Origin of the sequence: Pseudomonas sp. GL-R-26 (genome assembly GCF_019947365.1) — a bacterium.
In the GTDB taxonomy this organism is placed as follows: Bacteria; Pseudomonadota; Gammaproteobacteria; order Pseudomonadales; family Pseudomonadaceae; genus Aquipseudomonas.
Genome location: NZ_JAGYGI010000025.1, coordinates 17,550 through 36,436, shown reverse-complemented (window position 1 = coordinate 36,436; position 18,887 = coordinate 17,550). Strand labels below are relative to the sequence as shown.

At 60.1% G+C, this 18,887-nt stretch carries 14 protein-coding genes; 5 read left to right on the top strand and 9 right to left on the bottom strand.

The annotated features are described in order from the left end of the window. Positions 1–25: 25 nt before the first annotated feature. The 5 genes from hisC to mtnA form a co-directional block, all read right to left on the bottom strand. Positions 26–1,138 (bottom strand): histidinol-phosphate transaminase, encoded by a 1,113-nt coding sequence (gene hisC, locus KGA96_RS22635; RefSeq protein ID WP_046042603.1) that lies wholly within the window; start codon positions 1,136–1,138, stop codon positions 26–28. Between the two features lie 13 nt (positions 1,139–1,151). Next, positions 1,152–2,246: a prephenate dehydratase gene (gene pheA, locus KGA96_RS22630; RefSeq protein WP_007939916.1), complete on the bottom strand. Its 1,095-nt coding sequence runs from the start codon at positions 2,244–2,246 to the stop codon at positions 1,152–1,154. Next, the gene (gene serC / locus KGA96_RS22625; RefSeq protein ID WP_046042602.1) at positions 2,246–3,331 is read right to left on the bottom strand and encodes a 3-phosphoserine/phosphohydroxythreonine transaminase; all 1,086 of its coding nucleotides are present in this window, start codon (positions 3,329–3,331) and stop codon (positions 2,246–2,248) included. Before serC ends, pheA begins: the two co-directional genes overlap by 1 nt. Before the next feature lie 230 nt (positions 3,332–3,561). Continuing rightward, entirely contained in the window at positions 3,562–6,216 is a 2,655-nt protein-coding gene (gyrA, locus tag KGA96_RS22620; protein ID WP_046042601.1) for a DNA gyrase subunit A, read from the bottom strand. Positions 6,217–6,632: 416 nt separating this feature from the next. After that, positions 6,633–7,709, bottom strand: a complete 1,077-nt coding sequence (gene mtnA, locus KGA96_RS22615) for an S-methyl-5-thioribose-1-phosphate isomerase (RefSeq protein WP_046042600.1) — start codon at positions 7,707–7,709, stop codon at positions 6,633–6,635. A 108-nt stretch (positions 7,710–7,817) separates the two neighbouring features. On the opposite strand from mtnA, the gene KGA96_RS22610 reads away from it, so the two are divergent. The 5 genes from KGA96_RS22610 to KGA96_RS22590 all read left to right on the top strand — a co-directional run bounded on the left by KGA96_RS22610 (position 7,818) and on the right by KGA96_RS22590 (position 12,823). Beyond that, positions 7,818–9,152, top strand: a complete 1,335-nt coding sequence (locus tag KGA96_RS22610; RefSeq protein ID WP_223515012.1) for a TRZ/ATZ family hydrolase — start codon at positions 7,818–7,820, stop codon at positions 9,150–9,152. A gap of 58 nt (positions 9,153–9,210) precedes the next feature. Further along, complete coding sequence (gene ubiG / locus KGA96_RS22605) at positions 9,211–9,909, top strand: bifunctional 2-polyprenyl-6-hydroxyphenol methylase/3-demethylubiquinol 3-O-methyltransferase UbiG (protein WP_046042598.1); 699 nt, start codon at positions 9,211–9,213, stop codon at positions 9,907–9,909. A 4-nt stretch (positions 9,910–9,913) separates the two neighbouring features. Beyond that, positions 9,914–10,585, top strand: a complete 672-nt coding sequence (mupP, locus tag KGA96_RS22600) for an N-acetylmuramic acid 6-phosphate phosphatase MupP (RefSeq protein WP_046042597.1) — start codon at positions 9,914–9,916, stop codon at positions 10,583–10,585. Between the two features lie 191 nt (positions 10,586–10,776). Continuing rightward, the gene (locus KGA96_RS22595) at positions 10,777–11,517 is read left to right on the top strand and encodes a YciK family oxidoreductase (RefSeq protein ID WP_007999919.1); all 741 of its coding nucleotides are present in this window, start codon (positions 10,777–10,779) and stop codon (positions 11,515–11,517) included. A 379-nt stretch (positions 11,518–11,896) separates the two neighbouring features. Then, positions 11,897–12,823: a GGDEF domain-containing protein gene (locus KGA96_RS22590; protein WP_046042594.1), complete on the top strand. Its 927-nt coding sequence runs from the start codon at positions 11,897–11,899 to the stop codon at positions 12,821–12,823. Positions 12,824–12,959: 136 nt separating this feature from the next. On the opposite strand, the gene KGA96_RS22585 is transcribed toward KGA96_RS22590, so the two are convergent. The 4 genes from KGA96_RS22585 to KGA96_RS22565 all read right to left on the bottom strand — a co-directional run bounded on the left by KGA96_RS22585 (position 12,960) and on the right by KGA96_RS22565 (position 18,858). Next, positions 12,960–13,721, bottom strand: coding sequence for an iron-containing redox enzyme family protein (locus KGA96_RS22585; protein WP_263287088.1), 762 nt, complete (start codon positions 13,719–13,721; stop codon positions 12,960–12,962). Between the two features lie 76 nt (positions 13,722–13,797). Then, a complete protein-coding gene (locus KGA96_RS22580) occupies positions 13,798–16,257 on the bottom strand; it encodes an EAL domain-containing protein (RefSeq protein WP_046042591.1) in 2,460 nt (819 codons plus the stop codon). Between the two features lie 188 nt (positions 16,258–16,445). Next, positions 16,446–18,263, bottom strand: a complete 1,818-nt coding sequence (locus tag KGA96_RS22570; protein WP_046042590.1) for an ABC transporter ATP-binding protein — start codon at positions 18,261–18,263, stop codon at positions 16,446–16,448. After that, positions 18,256–18,858, bottom strand: a complete 603-nt coding sequence (locus tag KGA96_RS22565; RefSeq protein ID WP_185754836.1) for a DsbA family protein — start codon at positions 18,856–18,858, stop codon at positions 18,256–18,258. Before KGA96_RS22565 ends, KGA96_RS22570 begins: the two co-directional genes overlap by 8 nt. Positions 18,859–18,887 lie beyond the last annotated feature (29 nt).

Below are 18,887 nucleotides of genomic sequence, written 5' to 3'. Positions count from 1 at the left end.
CTCAGCAGATTGCAGCGCAGTGACATCAACCACGAGCCAGAACCTTGGTCAGCGCTTCCAGGAAGCGGCTGTTCTCTGCCGGCAGGCCAATGGTGATGCGCAGGTGGTTCGGCATACCGTAGTTGGCCACCGGACGCACGATCACGCCTTCACGAAGCAAGCCCTGGAACACCGGGGCCGCGACTTGACCGAGATCGACGCAAATGAAATTGCCCTTGGACGGGATCCAGCTCAGCCCCAGCTCACGGAAACCGGTTTCCAGTTGCTGCATGCCGGACTCGTTCAACTGACGGCTTTGCGCCAGATACTCTTCGTCCTTCAACGCCGCACAGGCCGCAGCCAAGGCCAGGCTGTTGACGTTGAACGGCTGGCGTACACGGTTCAGCACGTCTGCGACCACCGCCGTGGACAAGCCATAACCCACGCGCAGCGCCGCCAGGCCATAGGCCTTGGAGAAGGTGCGGGAAACCAGCAGGTTCGGATAAGCCGCCAGGAAGTCCAGGCCATCCGGCAGATCGCTGCCTTCGGCGTATTCGATGTAAGCCTCGTCCAGTACGACCAGCACATGCTCCGGCACATCCTGCAGGAATTCATCCAGCGCCTCGGCGTCGAACCAGGTCCCGGTCGGGTTGTTCGGGTTGGCGATGAACACCACGCGGGTGTTGGCATCGATCGCCGCCAGCATGGCAGGCAGGTCATGCCCCCAATCCTTGGCCGGAACCACCTTGGCCAGCGCGCCGACAGCCTGGGTGGCAATCGGGTAGACCGCGAACGCATGCTCGCTGAACACGGCATTCAGGCCCGGCGCCAGGTAGGCACGCGCAACCAGCTCCAGGATATCGTTGGAACCGTTGCCCAGCGTAACCTGGTTGAGTTCGACGCGGCACTGCTCGGCCAACAGGCTCTTGAGGGCAAAACCGTTGCCGTCCGGATAACGGGTCAGCTCGGCCAGCGCATCGCGGATCGCCGCCAGCGCCTTGGGGCCGGCGCCCAGCGGGTTTTCGTTGCTCGCCAACTTGATGATGCTGGCTGGATCGAGGTCCAGCTCACGTGCCAGTTCGTCCACGGGCTTGCCCGGAACGTAAGGCGAAAGTTGTTGCACGCCCGGCTGTGCCAGAGCGAGGAAATTGCCACTCATTTGCTACCGCCCCTTAGAGAACTGCTTTCGGGTAGGAACCCAGCACCTTGAGTGCCACTGCTTCCTGACTGATCTTTTCCAGCACACCCTTGACCAGCGGGTCGCGGTGGTGGCCGACGAAGTCGATGAAGAACACGTAGGTCCATTTACCGCTGCGCGACGGACGAGTCTCGATTCGCGTCAGGTCGATGCCATTGTCGTGGAACGGCACCAGCAACTCGTGAAGCGCACCCGGCTTGTTGCTCATCGAAACGATGATCGAGGTCTTGTCGTCGCCGGTCGGCGGCACTTCCTGGTTGCCGATCATGAGGAAACGCGTGGAGTTATCCGGGCGGTCCTCGATTTTTTCGGCCAGACGTGTCAAGCCGTACAGGCCGGCCGCCATGTCGCCGGCAATCGCCGCCGAGTTCCACTCACCCTTGACCCGCTTGGCCGCTTCGGCGTTGCTGGACACCGCCACGCGCTCGACATTCGGGTAATGGGCGTCCAGCCACTTGCGGCACTGGGCCAGGGACTGGGCGTGGGAGTAGATGCGGCTGATGCTGTCGGTCTTGGTGTTTTCACCGACCAACAGGTGATGGTGGATACGCAGCTCGACTTCGCCGCAGATCACCATGTCGTGTTCAAGGAAGCTGTCGAGGGTGTGGTTGACCGCGCCTTCGGTAGAGTTCTCCACCGGCACCACGCCAAAATTCACCGCCCCCGCCGCCACTTCACGGAACACTTCGTCGATCGCCGCCATCGGCTTGCTGATCACCGCGTGGCCGAAGTGCTTCATGGCCGCCGCCTGGGTGAACGTACCTTCAGGGCCGAGGTAAGCCACTTTCAGCGGCTGCTCGAGCGCCAGGCACGACGACATGATTTCGCGGAACAACCGCGCCATCTCTTCGTTGCCCAGCGGCCCCTGGTTGCGCTCCATGACACGCTTGAGCACCTGAGCTTCGCGCTCAGGACGATAGAACACCGGCACTTCGCCTTCGGCCAGCGAGGCCATCTTTACTCGCGCGACTTCCTGGGCGCAGCGCGCACGCTCACTGATCAGTTCCAGGACCTTTTCGTCCAGGGCATCAATGCGCAGGCGCAGTGCCTTGAGTTCTTGCTCAGACATTAGCCGTGTTCCTTCTCGAACTCTGCCATGTACGAAACCAGCGCATTGACGGCGTTGATGTCGACGGCGTTATAGATGGAGGCGCGCATGCCACCCACGGAACGGTGCCCCTTGAGGTTCAACAGGCCACGCTCGTCGGCACCGGCCAGGAACGGCTTGTCCAGACGATCATCAGCCAGGCGGAACGGCACGTTCATCCACGAGCGGTCCGACTTGTTGATCGGGTTGCTGTACAGGCCGCTGGCATCGATGAAGCCATACAGCGTGCGCTGCTTGACTTCGTTGAGCTTGCCGATGGCCTCGACGCCGCCCTGCTCCTTGAGCCACTCGAATACCAGGCCAGACAAGTACCAGGCCAGGGTCGGCGGGGTGTTGTACATCGAACCGTTATCGGCCGCGACCTTGTAGTTGAGCATGGTCGGGCAAATGGAGCGCGCATGACCCAGCAGGTCTTCGCGAACGATGTTGACCACGATACCACTCGGGCCGATGTTTTTCTGGGCGCCGGCGTAGATCATGCCGAAGCGCGAAACATCCACCGGGCGCGACAGGATGTCCGAGGACATGTCGGCGACCAGCGGGATATCACCGGTCTCGGGAATCCATTGGAACTCCAGGCCGCCGATGGTTTCGTTCGGCGCGTAGTGAACGTAGGCCGCGTCTTTCGACAATTTCCATTCGTTCTGGCCGGGAATGGCGAAATAGTCGTAAGGCTTGGCGGTGCCGGCAACATTGACATGGCCGTAGCGCGAAGCTTCTTCGATGGCTTTCTGCGACCAGATACCGGTATCGATATAGTCGGCCGAGCCGTTTTCCGGCAACAGGTTCAGAGGAATCTGAGCGAATTGCTGGCTGGCGCCACCTTGCAGAAACAGCACTTTATAGTTCGAGGGGATATTCAGCAGATCACGCAGATCCTGCTCGGCCTTGGTGGCGATGGACACGAACTCATCACTGCGATGGCTCATTTCCATGACCGACAGACCCTTGCCGTGCCAGTCGAGGAGTTCACCCTGGGCGCGCTGCAGGACAGCTTCGGGAAGCGCCGCAGGACCGGCACAGAAGTTATAGGCTCTCTTGCTCACATCCAATCTCGCTCTGATTTGGTGGTATCACGCAATAAATCGCAACATCAATCGACACCCTGTAGGAGCGAGCTTGCTCGCGAAAAACCTGAGGACGCCGCGGGATGCCAGGCTTCCCGCGTTATCGTTAACGTCCATCGCGAGCGAGCTCGCTCCTACAGAAGGGACATAATTATTCAAAGGGACAAACAACAAGGGGGCGAATTTTCATCCGCCCCCTGCTTACCCGCTTATTCCTGTGGTTCTTCGTCAGCGGCGGCGTCGAGTTGTTGGTCTTCGGCAACGTCGTCGATCACGACTTCCCCGACAAACCCTTCACCCTCTTCACCTTCCAGCTCTTCACCCTCGACTTCCGACGGCTCCTGAACCCGCTCCAGCCCGACCAGTGTTTCGTCGTTGGCCAGCTTGATCAGGGTCACGCCCTGAGTGTTACGACCCAGGCTGGACACTTCGTCGACACGGGTACGCACCAGGGTGCCCTGGTCGGAAATCAGCATGATTTCCTCGCCATCGAGTACCTGGACTGCACCGACCAGACGGCCGTTACGCTCGTTGCTGACCATGGCGATAACGCCCTGGCCGCCACGCTTGTACTCAGGGAACTCGGTGATCGCCGTGCGCTTGCCGTAGCCACGCGCCGAAGCGGTGAGGATCTGGCTGCCTTCTTCCGGGATCAGCATGGAAATCAGCTTCTGACCTTCCGGCAGACGCATGCCGCGGACACCGCGAGCGGTACGGCCCATGGCGCGAACGTCGGTTTCCTTGAAACGGGTAACCTTGCCGCCGTCGGAGAACAGCATGACTTCGCGCTCGCCATCGGTAATGGCGGCAGAGATCAGTACGTCACCTTCGTCCAGCTCCAGCGCGATCAGACCGACGCTGCGTTGACGACTGAAGGATTCCAGCGGGGTCTTCTTCACGGTGCCTTTAGCAGTCGCCATGAAGATGAAGTGACCTTCGGTGTATTCCTCGACCGGCAGCATGGTGGTGATGTATTCATCACTGTCCAGCGGCAGCAGGTTGACCAGCGGACGACCACGGGCAGCGCGGGACGCTTCCGGAATTTCGTAGGTTTTCAGCCAGTACACTTTGCCCTTGCTGGAGAACAGCAGCAGCGTGGTGTGGCTGTTGGCAACCAGCAGGTGAGCAATGTAGTCCTCATCCTTGACGCCGGTCGCCGACTTGCCTTTACCGCCACGACGCTGAGCCTGATACGCAGCCAATGGCTGGGTCTTGGCGTAGCCACCGTGGGAGATGGTCACGACGCGCTCTTCTTCCGGGATCATGTCACCCAGGGTCAAGTCGAGACGGGCATCGAGGATCTCGGTGCGACGCACATCGCCGTACTCGGCGCGGATCACTTCCAGCTCTTCGCGGATCACTTCCATCAGACGCGTGGCGCTGCTGAGGATGCGGATCAGTTCGCCGATCTGGTTGAGGATCTCTTGATACTCGGCCAGCAGTTTTTCGTGTTCCAGACCGGTCAGACGGTGCAGACGCAGTTCCAGAATGGCTTGCGCCTGTTCTGGCGACAGGAAGTATTTGCCGTCGCGTAGGCCGTATTGCGGGTCCAGGGTTTCTGGACGGCAAGAGTCGGCACCGGCACGTTCGACCATGGCCACCACGGCAGAGGATTCCCAGGCAGTACTGATCAGCGCTTCCTTGGCTTCCGACGGCGTTGGCGAGGCCTTGATAAGGGCGATGACCGGGTCGATGTTCGACAGGGCAACCGCTTGACCTTCCAGAATGTGACCACGTTCGCGGGCTTTACGCAGCTCGAACACGGTACGGCGGGTAACGACTTCGCGACGGTGACGAACGAAGGCTTCCAGCAGGTCCTTGAGGTTCAGGATCCGTGGACGGCCGTCGATCAGCGCAACGATATTGATACCGAACACCGCTTGCAGCTGGGTCTGGGCGTAGAGGTTGTTGAGGATGACCTCAGGCACTTCGCCGCGACGCAATTCGATCACGACGCGCATACCGTCCTTGTCGGACTCGTCGCGCAGTTCGGTGATGCCTTCGAGCTTCTTCTCTTTTACCAGTTCGGCGATCTTCTCGATCAGACGCGCCTTGTTCAACTGGTAAGGGAGTTCGGTGATGACGATCTGCTGGCGGCCACCGACCTTGTCGATGTCTTCGATCATCGAGCGGGCGCGCATGTAAATGCGACCGCGACCGGTGCGGTAGGCTTCGATGATGCCGGCGCGACCGTTGATGATCGCGGCGGTCGGGAAGTCCGGACCGGGGATGTATTGCATCAGCTCGTCGACAGTCAGCTCTGGATTGTCGATGAGCGCCAGGCAACCGTCGATGACTTCACCGAGGTTGTGCGGCGGAATGTTGGTCGCCATGCCCACGGCGATACCGCTGGAGCCGTTGACCAGCAGGTTGGGAATACGGGTCGGCATGACCGCCGGGATCATTTCGGTGCCGTCGTAGTTCGGCACCCAGTCCACGGTTTCTTTATGCAGGTCAGCCAACAGCTCGTGCGCCAGCTTGGTCATGCGCACTTCGGTGTATCGCATGGCCGCAGCGTTGTCGCCGTCCACCGAACCGAAGTTGCCCTGGCCGTCTACCAGCAGGTAGCGCAGGGAGAATGGCTGCGCCATCCGAACGATGGTGTCGTACACCGCGGTATCACCGTGCGGGTGATACTTACCGATCACGTCACCGACAACACGGGCAGATTTCTTGTACGGCTTGTTGAAGTCGTTGCCCAGCTCGCTCATCGCGAACAGCACGCGCCGGTGCACGGGCTTCAAGCCATCGCGCGCATCCGGCAGTGCCCGCCCGACAATTACGCTCATCGCGTAGTCGAGGTAGGACTGCTTCAGCTCGTCTTCGATATTGACCGGGAGGATTTCTTTGGCCAGTTCGCCCATGAGAAGCCTGATTCCTTTTTCTGGTGAAACTTCGTCAGGACCAACGAAGCTCGCCGCTGCAGGCTCAGTGCCATGCATTGGCTTACAACAAATCAACGAGTTATGCCATGGATCTGTGCAGTACGGGTCGCCACTTGGGGCAACCCTGGAAACCGCCGGATGTTATCACAAGAGCCGCCACGCACCTATCCCCCAGATGCGCATGGAGAGTAGTTAGTTGACCGGTGACAGGCTTGAAGGGGACGAGAGAGGCTTAGAGCTGTGTTGAATGGAGAATTTGTGGCTGATTCGGGCTGATTTGTTGGCTTTAAGGGCCTCTTCGCGGGCAAGCCCGCTCCCACAGTGTCCTGCGGCGGTCACAAAACCTGTGGGAGCGAGCTTGCTCGCGATGGCGGCTTACCAGACACCAAAGATTATCAATGCAGACGTTTACGGCACATCAACTGCGCCATTTTCGCCGTATCCGGGCGTTCTACAATGCCTTTTTCGGTGACGATCGCATCGATCAGATCCGCCGGCGTCACGTCGAACACCGGGTTAAAGGCATGAACATCAGCCCCGACGCGCTTGCCGCCGACCTCCAGCAACTCGCGACCATCACGCTCTTCAATCGGGATCTCATCGCCACTTGCCAGATTCATGTCGATGGTCGAACTCGGCGCCACCACCATGAAGCGCACGCCATGGTGCATGGCGTTGACCGCCAGTTGGTAGGTGCCGATCTTGTTCGCCACGTCGCCGTTGGCGGTAATCCGGTCAGCGCCGACGATGACCCAGGTAGGGCCTTTGGTCTTCATGATATGCGCCGCGGCAGAATCGACATTGAGGGTTACTGGAATGCCTTCATTGGCCAGTTCCCACGCGGTCAGCCGCGAGCCCTGTAGCCATGGGCGGGTTTCGTCGACATAGACCTGCTCGACCATACCCTCGATGAATGCTGCACGAATCACCCCCAACGCCGTGCCAAAGCCGCCCGTGGCCAGCGCGCCGGTGTTGCAGTGGGTCAGGATCGCCTGGGCGTTGCCCTGATGCTTGCGGATCAGGTCCACACCCAGCTGGGCCATGGTCAGGTTGGCTTCGCGATCACTTTCATGAATGGCGATAGCCTCGGCCTCCAGCACCGCCAGCGGATCGGCATTGTCTTTCAGGCGATCAAGCCGGTCGTGCATGCGACCCAGCGCCCAGAACAGGTTGACCGCGGTAGGACGAGAATCGGCCAACAGCATGAAATCCTCTTCCAGCGCCGCGTACCAGTCACCACCTTCGGCAATACGGGCACGGGCAGCCAGTACGATGCCATAAGCCGCACTGATACCAATCGCCGGAGCACCGCGCACCACCATCGAGCGAATGGCCTCGGCCACGCCAGCAGCGCTGGTGTAGGCGATCCAGGTTTCCTCGAACGGCAAAATGCGCTGATCCAGCAGATGGAGAGCGCCATCACGCCAATCGATGGCCTTCACCTTTTCCGCAGCCAACAGTCGATCGCGCATCCCTCACCCCGCACTCATGAACAAAAGCCGCCGATTATAGCGATCCCCCCGCGAAGACGCTCGGGTATACTTCGCCATCCTATACAAAAGCACTGGAACCGACCCTCGATGCCGAACACTGCCGCTGCGCTCGACCTGTTATTGCTGCCGACCTGGCTGGTACCCGTCGAACCTGCTGGTGTTGTGCTCAAGGAACATGGCGTGGGCATCCGTGATGGACGCATCGTGTTTATCGGCCCACGTTCCGCCGCGCTGAAGCTTAACGCAACCGAAACCCGCGAATTGCCCGACATGTTGCTCAGCCCCGGCCTGATCAATGCCCACGGGCACGCGGCGATGACGCTGTTCCGTGGCCTGGCCGATGACCTGCCATTGATGACCTGGCTGGAAAACCACATCTGGCCCGCCGAAGCCAAGTGGGTCGACGAGGACTTCGTGCGCGACGGCACGGATCTGGCCATCGCCGAGCAAATCAAAGGCGGCATCACCTGTTTCTCTGACATGTACTTCTTCCCGAAGGTTGCCAGCGAGCGCGTGCACAACAGCGGCATTCGTGCGCAGATCGCGATTCCGATCCTCGACTTCCCCATTCCGGGCGCCGCTACGGCGGACGAAGCCATTCGTCAGGGCGTCGAATTGTTTGGCGATCTCAAGCATCACGAGCGCATAAAAATCACCTTCGGCCCCCATGCGCCCTACACCGTAGGTGACGAAAACCTGGAAAAAATCCGGGTGATCGCCGAGGAACTGGACGCCTCGATCCACATGCACGTGCATGAAACGGCGTTTGAAGTGCAGCAATCGGTCGAGCAGCGCGGTGAACGACCGCTGGCCCGGCTGGCGCGCCTGGGCTTGCTGGGGCCGCGCTTCCAGGCGGTTCACATGACCCAGATCAGCGAAGAAGACCTGGCACTGCTGGTAGAAAGCAACAGCAATGTGATTCATTGCCCGGAGTCGAACCTGAAGCTGGCCAGCGGGTTCTGCCCGGTCGAGCGTTTGTGGGAGGCTGGGGTCAATGTCGCGGTCGGCACCGATGGCGCGGCCAGCAACAATGACCTGGACCTGCTCGGCGAAACCCGCACCGCGGCCCTGCTGGCCAAGGCTGTCGCCGGCTCGGCCACCGCGCTGGATGCCCATCGCGCCTTGCGCATGGCCACCCTCAATGGTGCCCGGGCATTGGGTATTGAGGCCGAAGCCGGCTCGTTGGAAATCGGCAAAGCGGCGGACATGGTGGCTTTCGATCTCTCCGGCCTGGCCCAGCAGCCGGTCTACGACCCGGTTTCGCAGCTTATATACGCCACCGGCCGGGACTGCGTGAAACACCTTTGGGTTGCCGGCAAGCAGTTGCTCGACGACCGTCGCCTGACACGCCTGGATGAACAACAGCTTGTCACTGTCGCGAAGGCCTGGGGCCAGCGCATCAGCGGCCGCACCGAATCGTAAGCACCCTGGAGCACAATCCGGGGCAACAGGATTTTTCAAGTTTTAGAGGACTTAAACCATGAGCAACGTCGACTACGCCGAAATCGCCAAATTCGAGGCCCTGGCCCATCGCTGGTGGGACCGTGAAAGCGAATTCAAACCGCTGCACGACATCAACCCGCTGCGGGTCAACTGGATTGACGAGCGGGTCAACCTGGCCGGTAAAAAAGTCCTCGACGTCGGTTGCGGCGGCGGCATCCTCAGCGAAGCCATGGCCCAACGCGGTGCGACCGTGATGGGTATCGACATGGGCGAAGCGCCGTTGGCAGTTGCCCAGCTGCATCAGTTGGAGTCGGGCGTGAGCGTCGAATACCGGCAGATCACCGCCGAAGCCCTGGCCGAGGAAATGCCCGAGCAGTTCGACGTGGTCACCTGCCTGGAAATGCTTGAGCACGTACCGGACCCGTCGTCGGTCATCCGTGCCTGCTTCCGCATGGTCAAGCCCGGCGGCCAGGTGTTCTTCTCGACCATCAACCGCAACCCGAAGGCGTACCTGTTCGCCATCGTCGGCGCCGAATACATCATGAAGCTGCTGCCGCGTGGCACCCACGACTTCAAGAAATTCATCCGCCCTTCCGAACTCGGCGCCTGGAGCCGCATGGCTGGCCTGACCGTCAAGGACATCATCGGCCTGACCTACAACCCGCTGACCAAGCACTACAAGCTGGCGGCCGACGTGGACGTCAACTACATGATCCAGACCCTGCGCGAGGAGTAAGCCGATGCCAATCAGAGCAGTTCTTTTCGACATGGACGGCACCCTGCTCGACACCGCGCCGGACTTCATTGCCATCTGTCAGGCGATGCGTGCCGACCGTGGCTTGCCACCGATTAACGACAAGCACATTCGCGACGAGATTTCCGGCGGCGCCAAGGCGATGGTCGCGGTGACCTTCGCCATGGACCCGGAATCGCCGGGGTTCGAGGAACTGCGCTTGGAGTTTCTGGAGCGCTACCTCGTCGGTTGTGCAGTCCACAGCAAGCTGTTCGACGGCATGGGCGAACTGCTGGCGGACATCGAGAAGGCCAACCTGATCTGGGGCGTGGTCACCAACAAGCCGCTGCGCTTCGCCGAGCCGATCATGCAACAGCTGGGGCTGGCTGAACGCTCGGCGCTGCTGATCTGCCCGGATCATGTGAAGAACAGCAAACCGGACCCGGAACCGTTGATCCTGGCCTGCAAGATGCTCGACCTGGACCCGGCCAGCGTGCTGTTCGTCGGCGATGACCTGCGCGACATCGAGTCGGGCCGCGATGCCGGCACCAAGACTGCCGCCGTGACCTTCGGCTATATCCACCCGGATGACAACCCGCGGCATTGGGGGGCTGACGTGGTGGTCGATCATCCGCTGGAGTTGCGCAAGGTGCTTGATAGCGCGCTTTGCAGTTGCTGAGCCAGATTGCTTGACGTGGGTACCTGCTTTTGTGGCGAGGGAGCTTGCTCCCGCTGGGTCGCGAAGCGACCCCTCTGCCTATGCATGCGCCTTCTCGGGAACCGTTATTAAAAGATTACGACTGCTTCGCAGCCGAGCGGGAGCAAGCTCCCTCGCCACAGGTTCGATGCAGGTCTTTGAAGAGGTTTTTTATGTTTGATTATTCCGCCCGCCCCGAACTGCTCAAGGATCGGGTCATTCTGGTCACCGGCGCAGGACGCGGCATCGGCGCCGCAGCGGCAAAAACCTACGCAGCCCACGGCGCAACCGTGCTGCTGCTGGGCAAGACCGAAGCCAACCTGACCCAGGTCTACGACGAAATCGAAGCCGCCGGCCATCCACAACCGGCGGTGATCCCGTTCAACCTCGAAACCGCCCTGCCCCATCAATACGATGAACTGGCAGCCATGATCGAAAGCGAATTCGGGCATCTCGACGGCCTGCTGCACAATGCTTCGATCATCGGCCCGCGCACGCCGATCGAGCAGCTTTCCGGCGAAAACTTCATGCGGGTCATGCAAGTCAACGTCAATGCCATGTTCATGCTTACCAGCACACTGTTGCCGCTGCTCAAGCTGTCGCAGGATGCCTCGGTGGTGTTCACCTCCAGCAGCGTCGGTCGCAAGGGACGTGCGTACTGGGGCGCTTACGGCGTCTCCAAGTTCGCCACTGAAGGCCTGATGCAAACCCTGGCTGACGAAGTCGATACCGTGGCCCCGGTACGTTCCAACAGCATCAACCCGGGCGCCACCCGCACCAGCATGCGCGCCCAGGCTTACCCGGGTGAAAACCCACTGAACAACCCGACGCCCGAGGAGATCATGCCGGTCTACCTCTACCTGATGGGCCCGGACAGCACTGGTATCAATGGCCAGGCGTTCAACGCCCAGTAACGACCGTACGTCGCTTTCTGGTGCCGCGCCAGCTTCCTGTCGCGGCACTCGAAGGCTCTCGGATTCGAACCAGGCACTTGTCAAATAAACGTCACACACTGCGCCATACAGGTAGCAGACAAACAACAACCAGTTGATTTAACACAGCTTTTATTCGGATGAACCGAATGGCACGACTTTCGCTCTAAGTTTGCTCAGACACGTAACGTGAAAGCAGACAGGGGGGTGGAGCTTGAGTGCAGAGATTACTCATCTTCTACAAAGCGGATTAAACTTGTACGAAATGTCCTACGGGACTGACGGACCAGTACGACGCGCAGCCCTAAGCCGCTCTCACCCTGCTTGTAAGACAGCCTTACTGCTTAGGGGCGCACGCCTTATGAAACCACCTTCCCAGACCAACGCAATTGACTTCGATAGCGCCAAATTGCAGCGCCTGGGCTTTGGTCAGCAGCCGCCCCTTCTGGAAAGACCTGTCAGTCTTGCGCAATTGCGCCAGCAACTGAGCCTGCAGCTGCAAACCAGTCTGGAGCCTCAGCGCATTCTTGGGACGTTCTATCGCGAGATTCAGCGGCTGGTGCCGTTGGACGCCTTGTGCTACCAGCACAAGAGCAGTGACCTGCGCCTGGAGTTCGGCCAGCGCGGCCACCACTCCATCAGTTACAGCCTCAGCCACGAAGGCGAACATCTGGGTGAGCTGATCTTCCGTCGCAATCAGCGTTTCAGCGAACAAGAACAGGGCCACCTCGAATCACTGCTGGCCGCGCTGCTTTTCCCGATGCGCAATGCGCTGCTTTACCGTACCGCCACCCAAAGCGCACTGCGCGACCCGCTGACGGGCGCCGGAAACCGCATCGCCATGGACCAGACGCTGCAAAGGGAAATCGAGCTGTCCCGGCGCCATCTGCAACCGTTGTCGGTGCTGATGCTGGACATCGATCATTTCAAGCTGGTCAATGATACCCATGGCCACAGCACTGGCGATGACGTGCTCAAGGCGGTCGCCACCTCGATCAAAAACCAGCTGCGCAACGTGGACATGGTGTTCCGCTATGGTGGCGAGGAGTTCCTGATCCTGCTGTCGAATACCTGTCGCGAGGCCGCGGCCTTGGTCGGTGAGCGGCTGCGGTTTGCAGCGCAGTCTGAAGAGTACCTGGCCGATGGTCACAGGATCCTGCTGACGGTCAGCCTCGGCTGTTCGACCCTGTTGCCCGGCGAGTCCGCCGAAAGCCTGTTGCGGCGGGCAGACAGTGCGTTGTATGTGGCCAAGCGCGAAGGTCGTAACCGGCTGGAGATGGCGGGCTGATTTTTCAGCCGTGTCACAAACCAATGTGGGAGCGAGCTTGCTCGCGAATGCGGAATATCAGCGACATCCATGCCGCCTGATACACCACTTTCGCGAGCAAACCCGCTCCCACAGTTTTTATTGCGTGATAGCTGTATCAGCCTTCGGCCAATGCCATCCGCTCACGCACGACCGGTGCCCGTTCTGCGTGCTCCATTTGCATGCAACGTTCGAGGAACAGGTACATATAGTCGTAGCTCTTGCAAACGGCCTGACGCAGTTCCACCTGCAGGGATTTGCTCGGATTGGTGCCCGCCAATGTGCAGATGATCTCCAGGGCTTCCCATGGATGGGCATCGTCGTATTGGGCATGCATCTTCAGCCACTTCATCGTCCGCTTGCGATCTTCCTCGGGGAACGAGGCGGCGTAGATACCGTTGGAACACACTACCGCCGACCATTCCCCGGTCGCCCCTTCGATGGCGTAGTTGGTGGCGGCAATCGCGACGATCAGCGAGTCGGCGGAACTGGTGTGCCAGCACCAATGGCTCAGGGCGTGAAGCTCAGGGGGAACCTGCTGAGCCTGCAGGTCTTCGAGGCTGACACCGTGTGCGCGACTCCAGTGCACCCAGTAATCGGCATGGTTCAGTTCGACGCGGATGTTGCGCATCAGCCAGCGACGGGCCATGTCCTCGCCGGGATGACGGGCAAAGCGAGTCTTGGTCAGGTTTTGTGCCATATACAACGCGAACTGTTCGACCACCGGCCAGCCACCTATCAGGTACTGGCGCATGGTCTTCGCACTGAGTTTGTTGTCTCGCATGCGTTGGTACAGTTCGTGTTCGACAACCCGGCGCTTGCTCTCGCTGCAATCCTGGATCAGGCGCTGGGCCCAGGCAGGGTAACTTGCAGCTTCCATGAGCGGTCCGGTTCGGTTGAATGTATCGATCACTGTCGAGCTCCTTTTGATTGTGATTGTCAGACCGGCAGGAGTTTCAACGGAACGTGCCAGGCGCCTTGAACAACAGCGGCTGAGGCCTGGCAGGGCGACTCAGCAAGCTATCGCAGGTAAACAACTGCGGGCGTTCAATCACATACCCTTGAGCGTAATCTACCCCGATCTCCAGCAATGCCTGCTCGATCTGGGGCGTTTCGACAAACTCGGCAATCGTGCGCTTACCCATCACATGGCCAATGTGATTGATCACTTCGACCATGGCGCGGTTAATCGGGTCGTCCAGCATATCCTTTACGAAACTCCCGTCGATCTTCAGGAAGTCTACAGGCAAATGTTTCAGGTACGCGAATGAGGACATTCCGGCACAAAAGTCGTCCAGGGAAAAATGGCAGCCTAAGCCTTTGAGTTCATTAATGAATCGAATGGCGCTGCCAAGATTTGAAATAGCACTGGTTTCAGTAATTTCAAAACAAATCATTTCAGGCGGAATCGAATACGTCACAAACTGTTCGCGCAAGAAGTCCAGGAACGCCTCATCCCCGATCGTCGTGCCTGACAGATTTATCGCACACATGGCCAGCGGCCCGTTGCCTTGCTCGGCCCGGCATTGGGCGATGATCTTGAACACGTTCTGCACCACCCAACGATCAAGCGAGCTCATCAGGCCATAGCGTTCAGCGGCCGGAATGAAGCTGTCAGGCAAGATCATCCGCCCGGCTTCATCATGCAATCGCAGTAGAATTTCAATGTGCCCGCTGTCCTGTTCTACATGGCCCAAGGGGACAATTTCCTGGGCGTACAGGCAGAAGCGGTCTTCCTCCAGCGCCATGTGCAAACGCTGCACCCAGGCCATTTCGCCGAAGCGCAGGGACAATTCCGAGTCATCCGGATGATAGACCTGGACCCGGTTGCGGCCCTTTTCCTTGGCCATGTAGCACGCCATGTCGGCAGCACGCAGCGAGGCTTCGAGCGTCGTCGGATTCTGCGCGACATGGACCAGCCCGATACTGACAGTGGTCACGAAAGGCCGGCCCTTCCAGACAAAATGCAGATTCTGCACAGTCTGGCGCAGGCTCTCGGCAATTTTCTCCGCCGCTTCCGGTGCGCAGTTTTCCAGCAGGATGCCAAACTCGTCGCCACCCAGGCGCGCCAGGGTGTCGCCTTCGCGCAGCCCGGATTGCAACAGCGCGCAGATGTGCCGCAACAGTTCATCGCCCGCCGCGTGGCCGCAGGTATCGTTGACCAGCTTGAACTGGTCCAGATCAAGGAACATCAGTGCATGGCGACCTGCATAGCGGGTCAGGTTGTGCAGCGCCTGTTCCAGGCGATATTCGAACTCGCGACGGTTGGCAAGCCCGGTCAAGGCATCGTGGGTCGCCTGCCACGACAGATTGGCGATGTATTGCCGCTCCTGGGTCATGTCATGCAGCACCAGTACCGTCCCGCTGACTTTGCCGGCATTGCGGATTGGCGCGCCCACCAGCGTGACCGACACCGTGCTGCCGTCCAGGCGTTGAATCAGTTTGGAGTGCTCACTGCCACCACTGAGCTGACCGCTCAGAATATGCTCGATCAGGGTGAAACCATCGGTCTGGGCATTTTCGTCCAGCAGGTTGAACAGCGCCGCCAGCGGCAATCCCGTCGCCTGCTCGGCCTTCCAGTGGGTCAACGCCTCGGCCGCCGGATTCATGTAGGCGATCGCACCGGAAACATCCGTGGTGATCACTCCATCACCAATTGATTGCAGGGTGATCTGCGCCCGTTCTTTCTCCACCTGCAGCGCATCGGCAAAGGCATGGCGCTGCTTGAGCAGTTTATGGGTACGCATCAAGGCCAACGCAATCAAACCCAGGGCGGTGGCCAGATTCGTCACCAGCAACAAGCGCAGAATCACCCGCGAACCTTCGCCCAAGGCATCGCTGAACGCCTTTGCCGCTGGCGTCACGCCGTCGTTGATGGCGAAGATCTGCTCCTTCCAGCGCTGTACATCCACACCGGAGACCGGGCCGGCAGCGATGTGCTGATGCATGTCCCGCGCAACGTCATCGAGTTGGACCAGATAGGCATCACCCACGGTCCAGAGGTTGATGGCTTTTTCGAGATAGCTGAAGTGACGAAAGTTGAGGTACAGCCAAATCAGGCTGGAAACGTCGTCCGGGTGGTTGCCGCCCTTGAGAATCGCCACACGTGCCGCCTCGATATTCGGCGGTTGATGATCCAGCGCCACGCGCAACTCATGCCCGCCCTGAGGCACGGAAATGGCCTGCTGGTATTTACGAAAAATCGCTTCGTCGCCGCTGTCGGCGTAGAGGTTGAGGTAATAGATAGCGTCTTTCTGGCCCTTGGACCAGAGGCTTTCGCCGGCAACATAGCCGCGAACCGCCGACAGCACATAAAGGCTAACGCCGCCCAGCAAGGCTTGAAACACCACAACGGCGATAAATGGCCAGACGATGCCCAACAACCGTGGCGTTCCGAGAGTCCGCGTTTGATTCATGAGGTCCCTTGCATTAGCACTGCTTGTTCGTCTTCCGGACGAAATCGCTATAGCTAGACTAGGTTGCGATTCCGATCCCGGCAAGCGACAAGCTTTGCCCGGAGGGCGTATCGCGGCCACTGAATCCGGTCGCGATGATGTTTTTTTATAGTATTGAAGTGGCGCCCTGCAACTTTGACCTCATCTCCCTACAACCGCTGCAAATGCCCATAAAGCTTGGCGTACAACCCACCGTCGGCGATCAGTTGCTGATGGTCGCCATCCTCGGCAACTTGCCCGCCGTCGAACACCAGCACACGATCAGCCTGTTTTACCGCCGAAAGTCGGTGGGCGATGATCAACGTGGTGCGGTTGCTCAGGAAGCGCGCCAGTGCCTGATGCAGGTTGTATTCGGTGGCGGCGTCCAGCGCGGAGGTGGCTTCGTCGAGGATCACCACCTTGGGTTCGGCCAGTACCATCCGGGCGATGGCCAGGCGTTGACGTTGCCCGCCGGACAAGCGCACCCCGGAGCGCCCGACGACGCTGTCCAGGCCATTGGGCAAACCCCGGACCGTGCCGTGCAACTGGGCGATTTCCAGTGCCTGCCAGCAGGCCTCGTCACTGCGCTCGCGGCCCATGGTCAGGTTGGCCCGGATGGTGTCGTTGAACAGCGCCGGATGCTGTAGGACTACGGCAACATTTTCTCGCACGGTTTCCAGGCCGATCTCCTGCTGGGTCGAACCGCCGAAGCGAATGGTTCCGGCCAGCGGCGTGTACAAGCCCAGCAGCAGTTGCACCAGTGTGCTCTTGCCACCGCCACTGGCGCCGACGATCGCGACCTTTTCGCCGGGGGCAATGGACAGGTTCATCTGGTTCAGGACCAGTTCATCGCCATAACCGAAGCTCAGCCCTTGAACTTCCAGCCCGACCGTCTCGCGACCGACGAAAGGGTCGACGCCGCCCGGGTATTCGGGCTCATCGGCTCGGGACAGCAGCTCGTTGATCCGCGACAGCGCACCGCCGGCAGCGTAGTAGGCATATTGCAGGTTCAGCAGCTGTTCAACCGGACCGATCATGAACCACAGGTAGCTGAACACCGCGAGCATCTGGCCGATTGAAAGGTCGGAAAACAGCACCGTGAGCATCGCCGCGGCGCGGAAAATATCGATGCCGAACTGGAACAGCAAACCGCTGGCCCGGTTCGACGCATCGGTTTTCCATTGCGAATTCACCGCATAGTCACGCACGTCCCGGGCGCGATGCCCCAGGCGGCCGAGGAAAAAACCCTGGCGGTTGCCGGCGCGAACTTCCTGGATGGCGTCCAGTGTTTCGGTCAGTGCCTGGGTAAAGCGCGAAGTGCTGTCGTTCTCGAGTTTCTTCAGGTGCTTGACCCGCTTGCCCAACTGCACCGTGGCGTAGATCACCAGCGGGTTGAACAGCAGAATCAGCAATGCCAGCTTCCAGTGCATCCACATCAGAATGCCCGCCGTGCCAACCAGGGTCAGCATGGCCACGAGGAAACGGCTGAGGGTTTCGCCGACGAATTTGTCCAGCGTGTCCAGGTCAGTCACAAGGTGCGTGGTCACCGTGCCGCTGCCCAGGCTTTCGTATTCGCCCAGGGAGATACGCTTGAGACGCTCGATCAGGCGTATACGAATGCGGTAGACGATGTCCTTGGCCAACCCGGCGAACAGTTTCGCCTGCACCACGTTGAACAGCAACGCCGAGCAACGCAGGGTCAAGGTCACCACCAGCATCAGGCCGATGTAGCCAGCAGCCTTCTGCCAGCCGTCGGGCAGCACGTGGTTCATGATCTTCAGCGCGGCATCACCATGCCCCAGCAACACCTCGTCCACCAGCAACGGCAGGAGCAAGGGAATCGGCACGCTGCACAAGGTCGCCAGCACGGCCACGCCGTTGGCGATCCACAGGGATTTCTTGTGATGCAGGGCCAGGCGGCGGATTTCCGCCCAGCTCAGACGGTCGACACGTTTAGCGGTAGCAACATCATCGGGCAGGTCATGCACAGGCAGCGCGCTCCAGCCAGCGGCCGAGCAGCGGGGACAACTCGCTCAACGGCTGATAGCCATTGGTCAACAACGCCAACTGCCCATTTCGCTCAGCCAGCAACGTAGGAAAACCGGCGATGCCCAGGTCCTGGACCCAAGTGAAATCGGCAGATGTCGCGGCGTGCGTATCGGCACGGTCGAACGCGGCGGCGAATTCAATTCGCGGCAGACCGGCCTGCTCTGCCAGCTCCACCAGGACACTGGCGCGCGTGACATCGCGACCTTCAGCGTAAAAGGCGTGCTGAATCAGCCCGAGCAGTTTCCACGCACAATCCGGCGCCAGGTTGCGTGCAGTCACCAGCGCCCGGCAGGCAGGTTCGGTGTCATAGACAAAACCGTCAGGCAACGCGCCTTCGCGCTTGAACGGCTGGCCGGTAGCCTCGGTGACCGCCTGCCAGTGTTCAAGTATGTAGCGCCGGGTGGTCGGTTCCAGCGCGGCACCGCTACCGGTGCGCAAACCACCCACCACCAGATGCACGTCCACACCGGCAGCCGCCGCCTGCTCTACCAATGCGTTTGCAACCGGAGCAAACCCCCAGCACCAGGAACACATCGGGTCCATCACATAGAGCAGGCGCGCAG

Excerpts from the sequence above, each read along its gene's own strand:
- hisC (WP_046042603.1), bottom strand. The coding sequence starts at position 1,138 with ATGAGTGGCAATTTCCTCGCTCTGGCACAGCCGGGCGTGCAACAACTT.
- KGA96_RS22610 (WP_223515012.1), top strand. The coding sequence starts at position 7,818 with ATGCCGAACACTGCCGCTGCGCTCGACCTGTTATTGCTGCCGACCTGG.
- ubiG (WP_046042598.1), top strand. The coding sequence starts at position 9,211 with ATGAGCAACGTCGACTACGCCGAAATCGCCAAATTCGAGGCCCTGGCC.
- KGA96_RS22565 (WP_185754836.1), bottom strand. The coding sequence starts at position 18,858 with ATGTGTTCCTGGTGCTGGGGGTTTGCTCCGGTTGCAAACGCATTGGTA.
- KGA96_RS22580 (WP_046042591.1), bottom strand. The coding sequence starts at position 16,257 with ATGAATCAAACGCGGACTCTCGGAACGCCACGGTTGTTGGGCATCGTC.
- KGA96_RS22585 (WP_263287088.1), bottom strand. The coding sequence starts at position 13,721 with ATGGAAGCTGCAAGTTACCCTGCCTGGGCCCAGCGCCTGATCCAGGAT.
- mupP (WP_046042597.1), top strand. The coding sequence starts at position 9,914 with ATGCCAATCAGAGCAGTTCTTTTCGACATGGACGGCACCCTGCTCGAC.
- KGA96_RS22590 (WP_046042594.1), top strand. The coding sequence starts at position 11,897 with ATGAAACCACCTTCCCAGACCAACGCAATTGACTTCGATAGCGCCAAA.
- KGA96_RS22595 (WP_007999919.1), top strand. The coding sequence starts at position 10,777 with ATGTTTGATTATTCCGCCCGCCCCGAACTGCTCAAGGATCGGGTCATT.
- gyrA (WP_046042601.1), bottom strand. The coding sequence starts at position 6,216 with ATGGGCGAACTGGCCAAAGAAATCCTCCCGGTCAATATCGAAGACGAG.
- pheA (WP_007939916.1), bottom strand. The coding sequence starts at position 2,246 with ATGTCTGAGCAAGAACTCAAGGCACTGCGCCTGCGCATTGATGCCCTG.
- mtnA (WP_046042600.1), bottom strand. The coding sequence starts at position 7,709 with ATGCGCGATCGACTGTTGGCTGCGGAAAAGGTGAAGGCCATCGATTGG.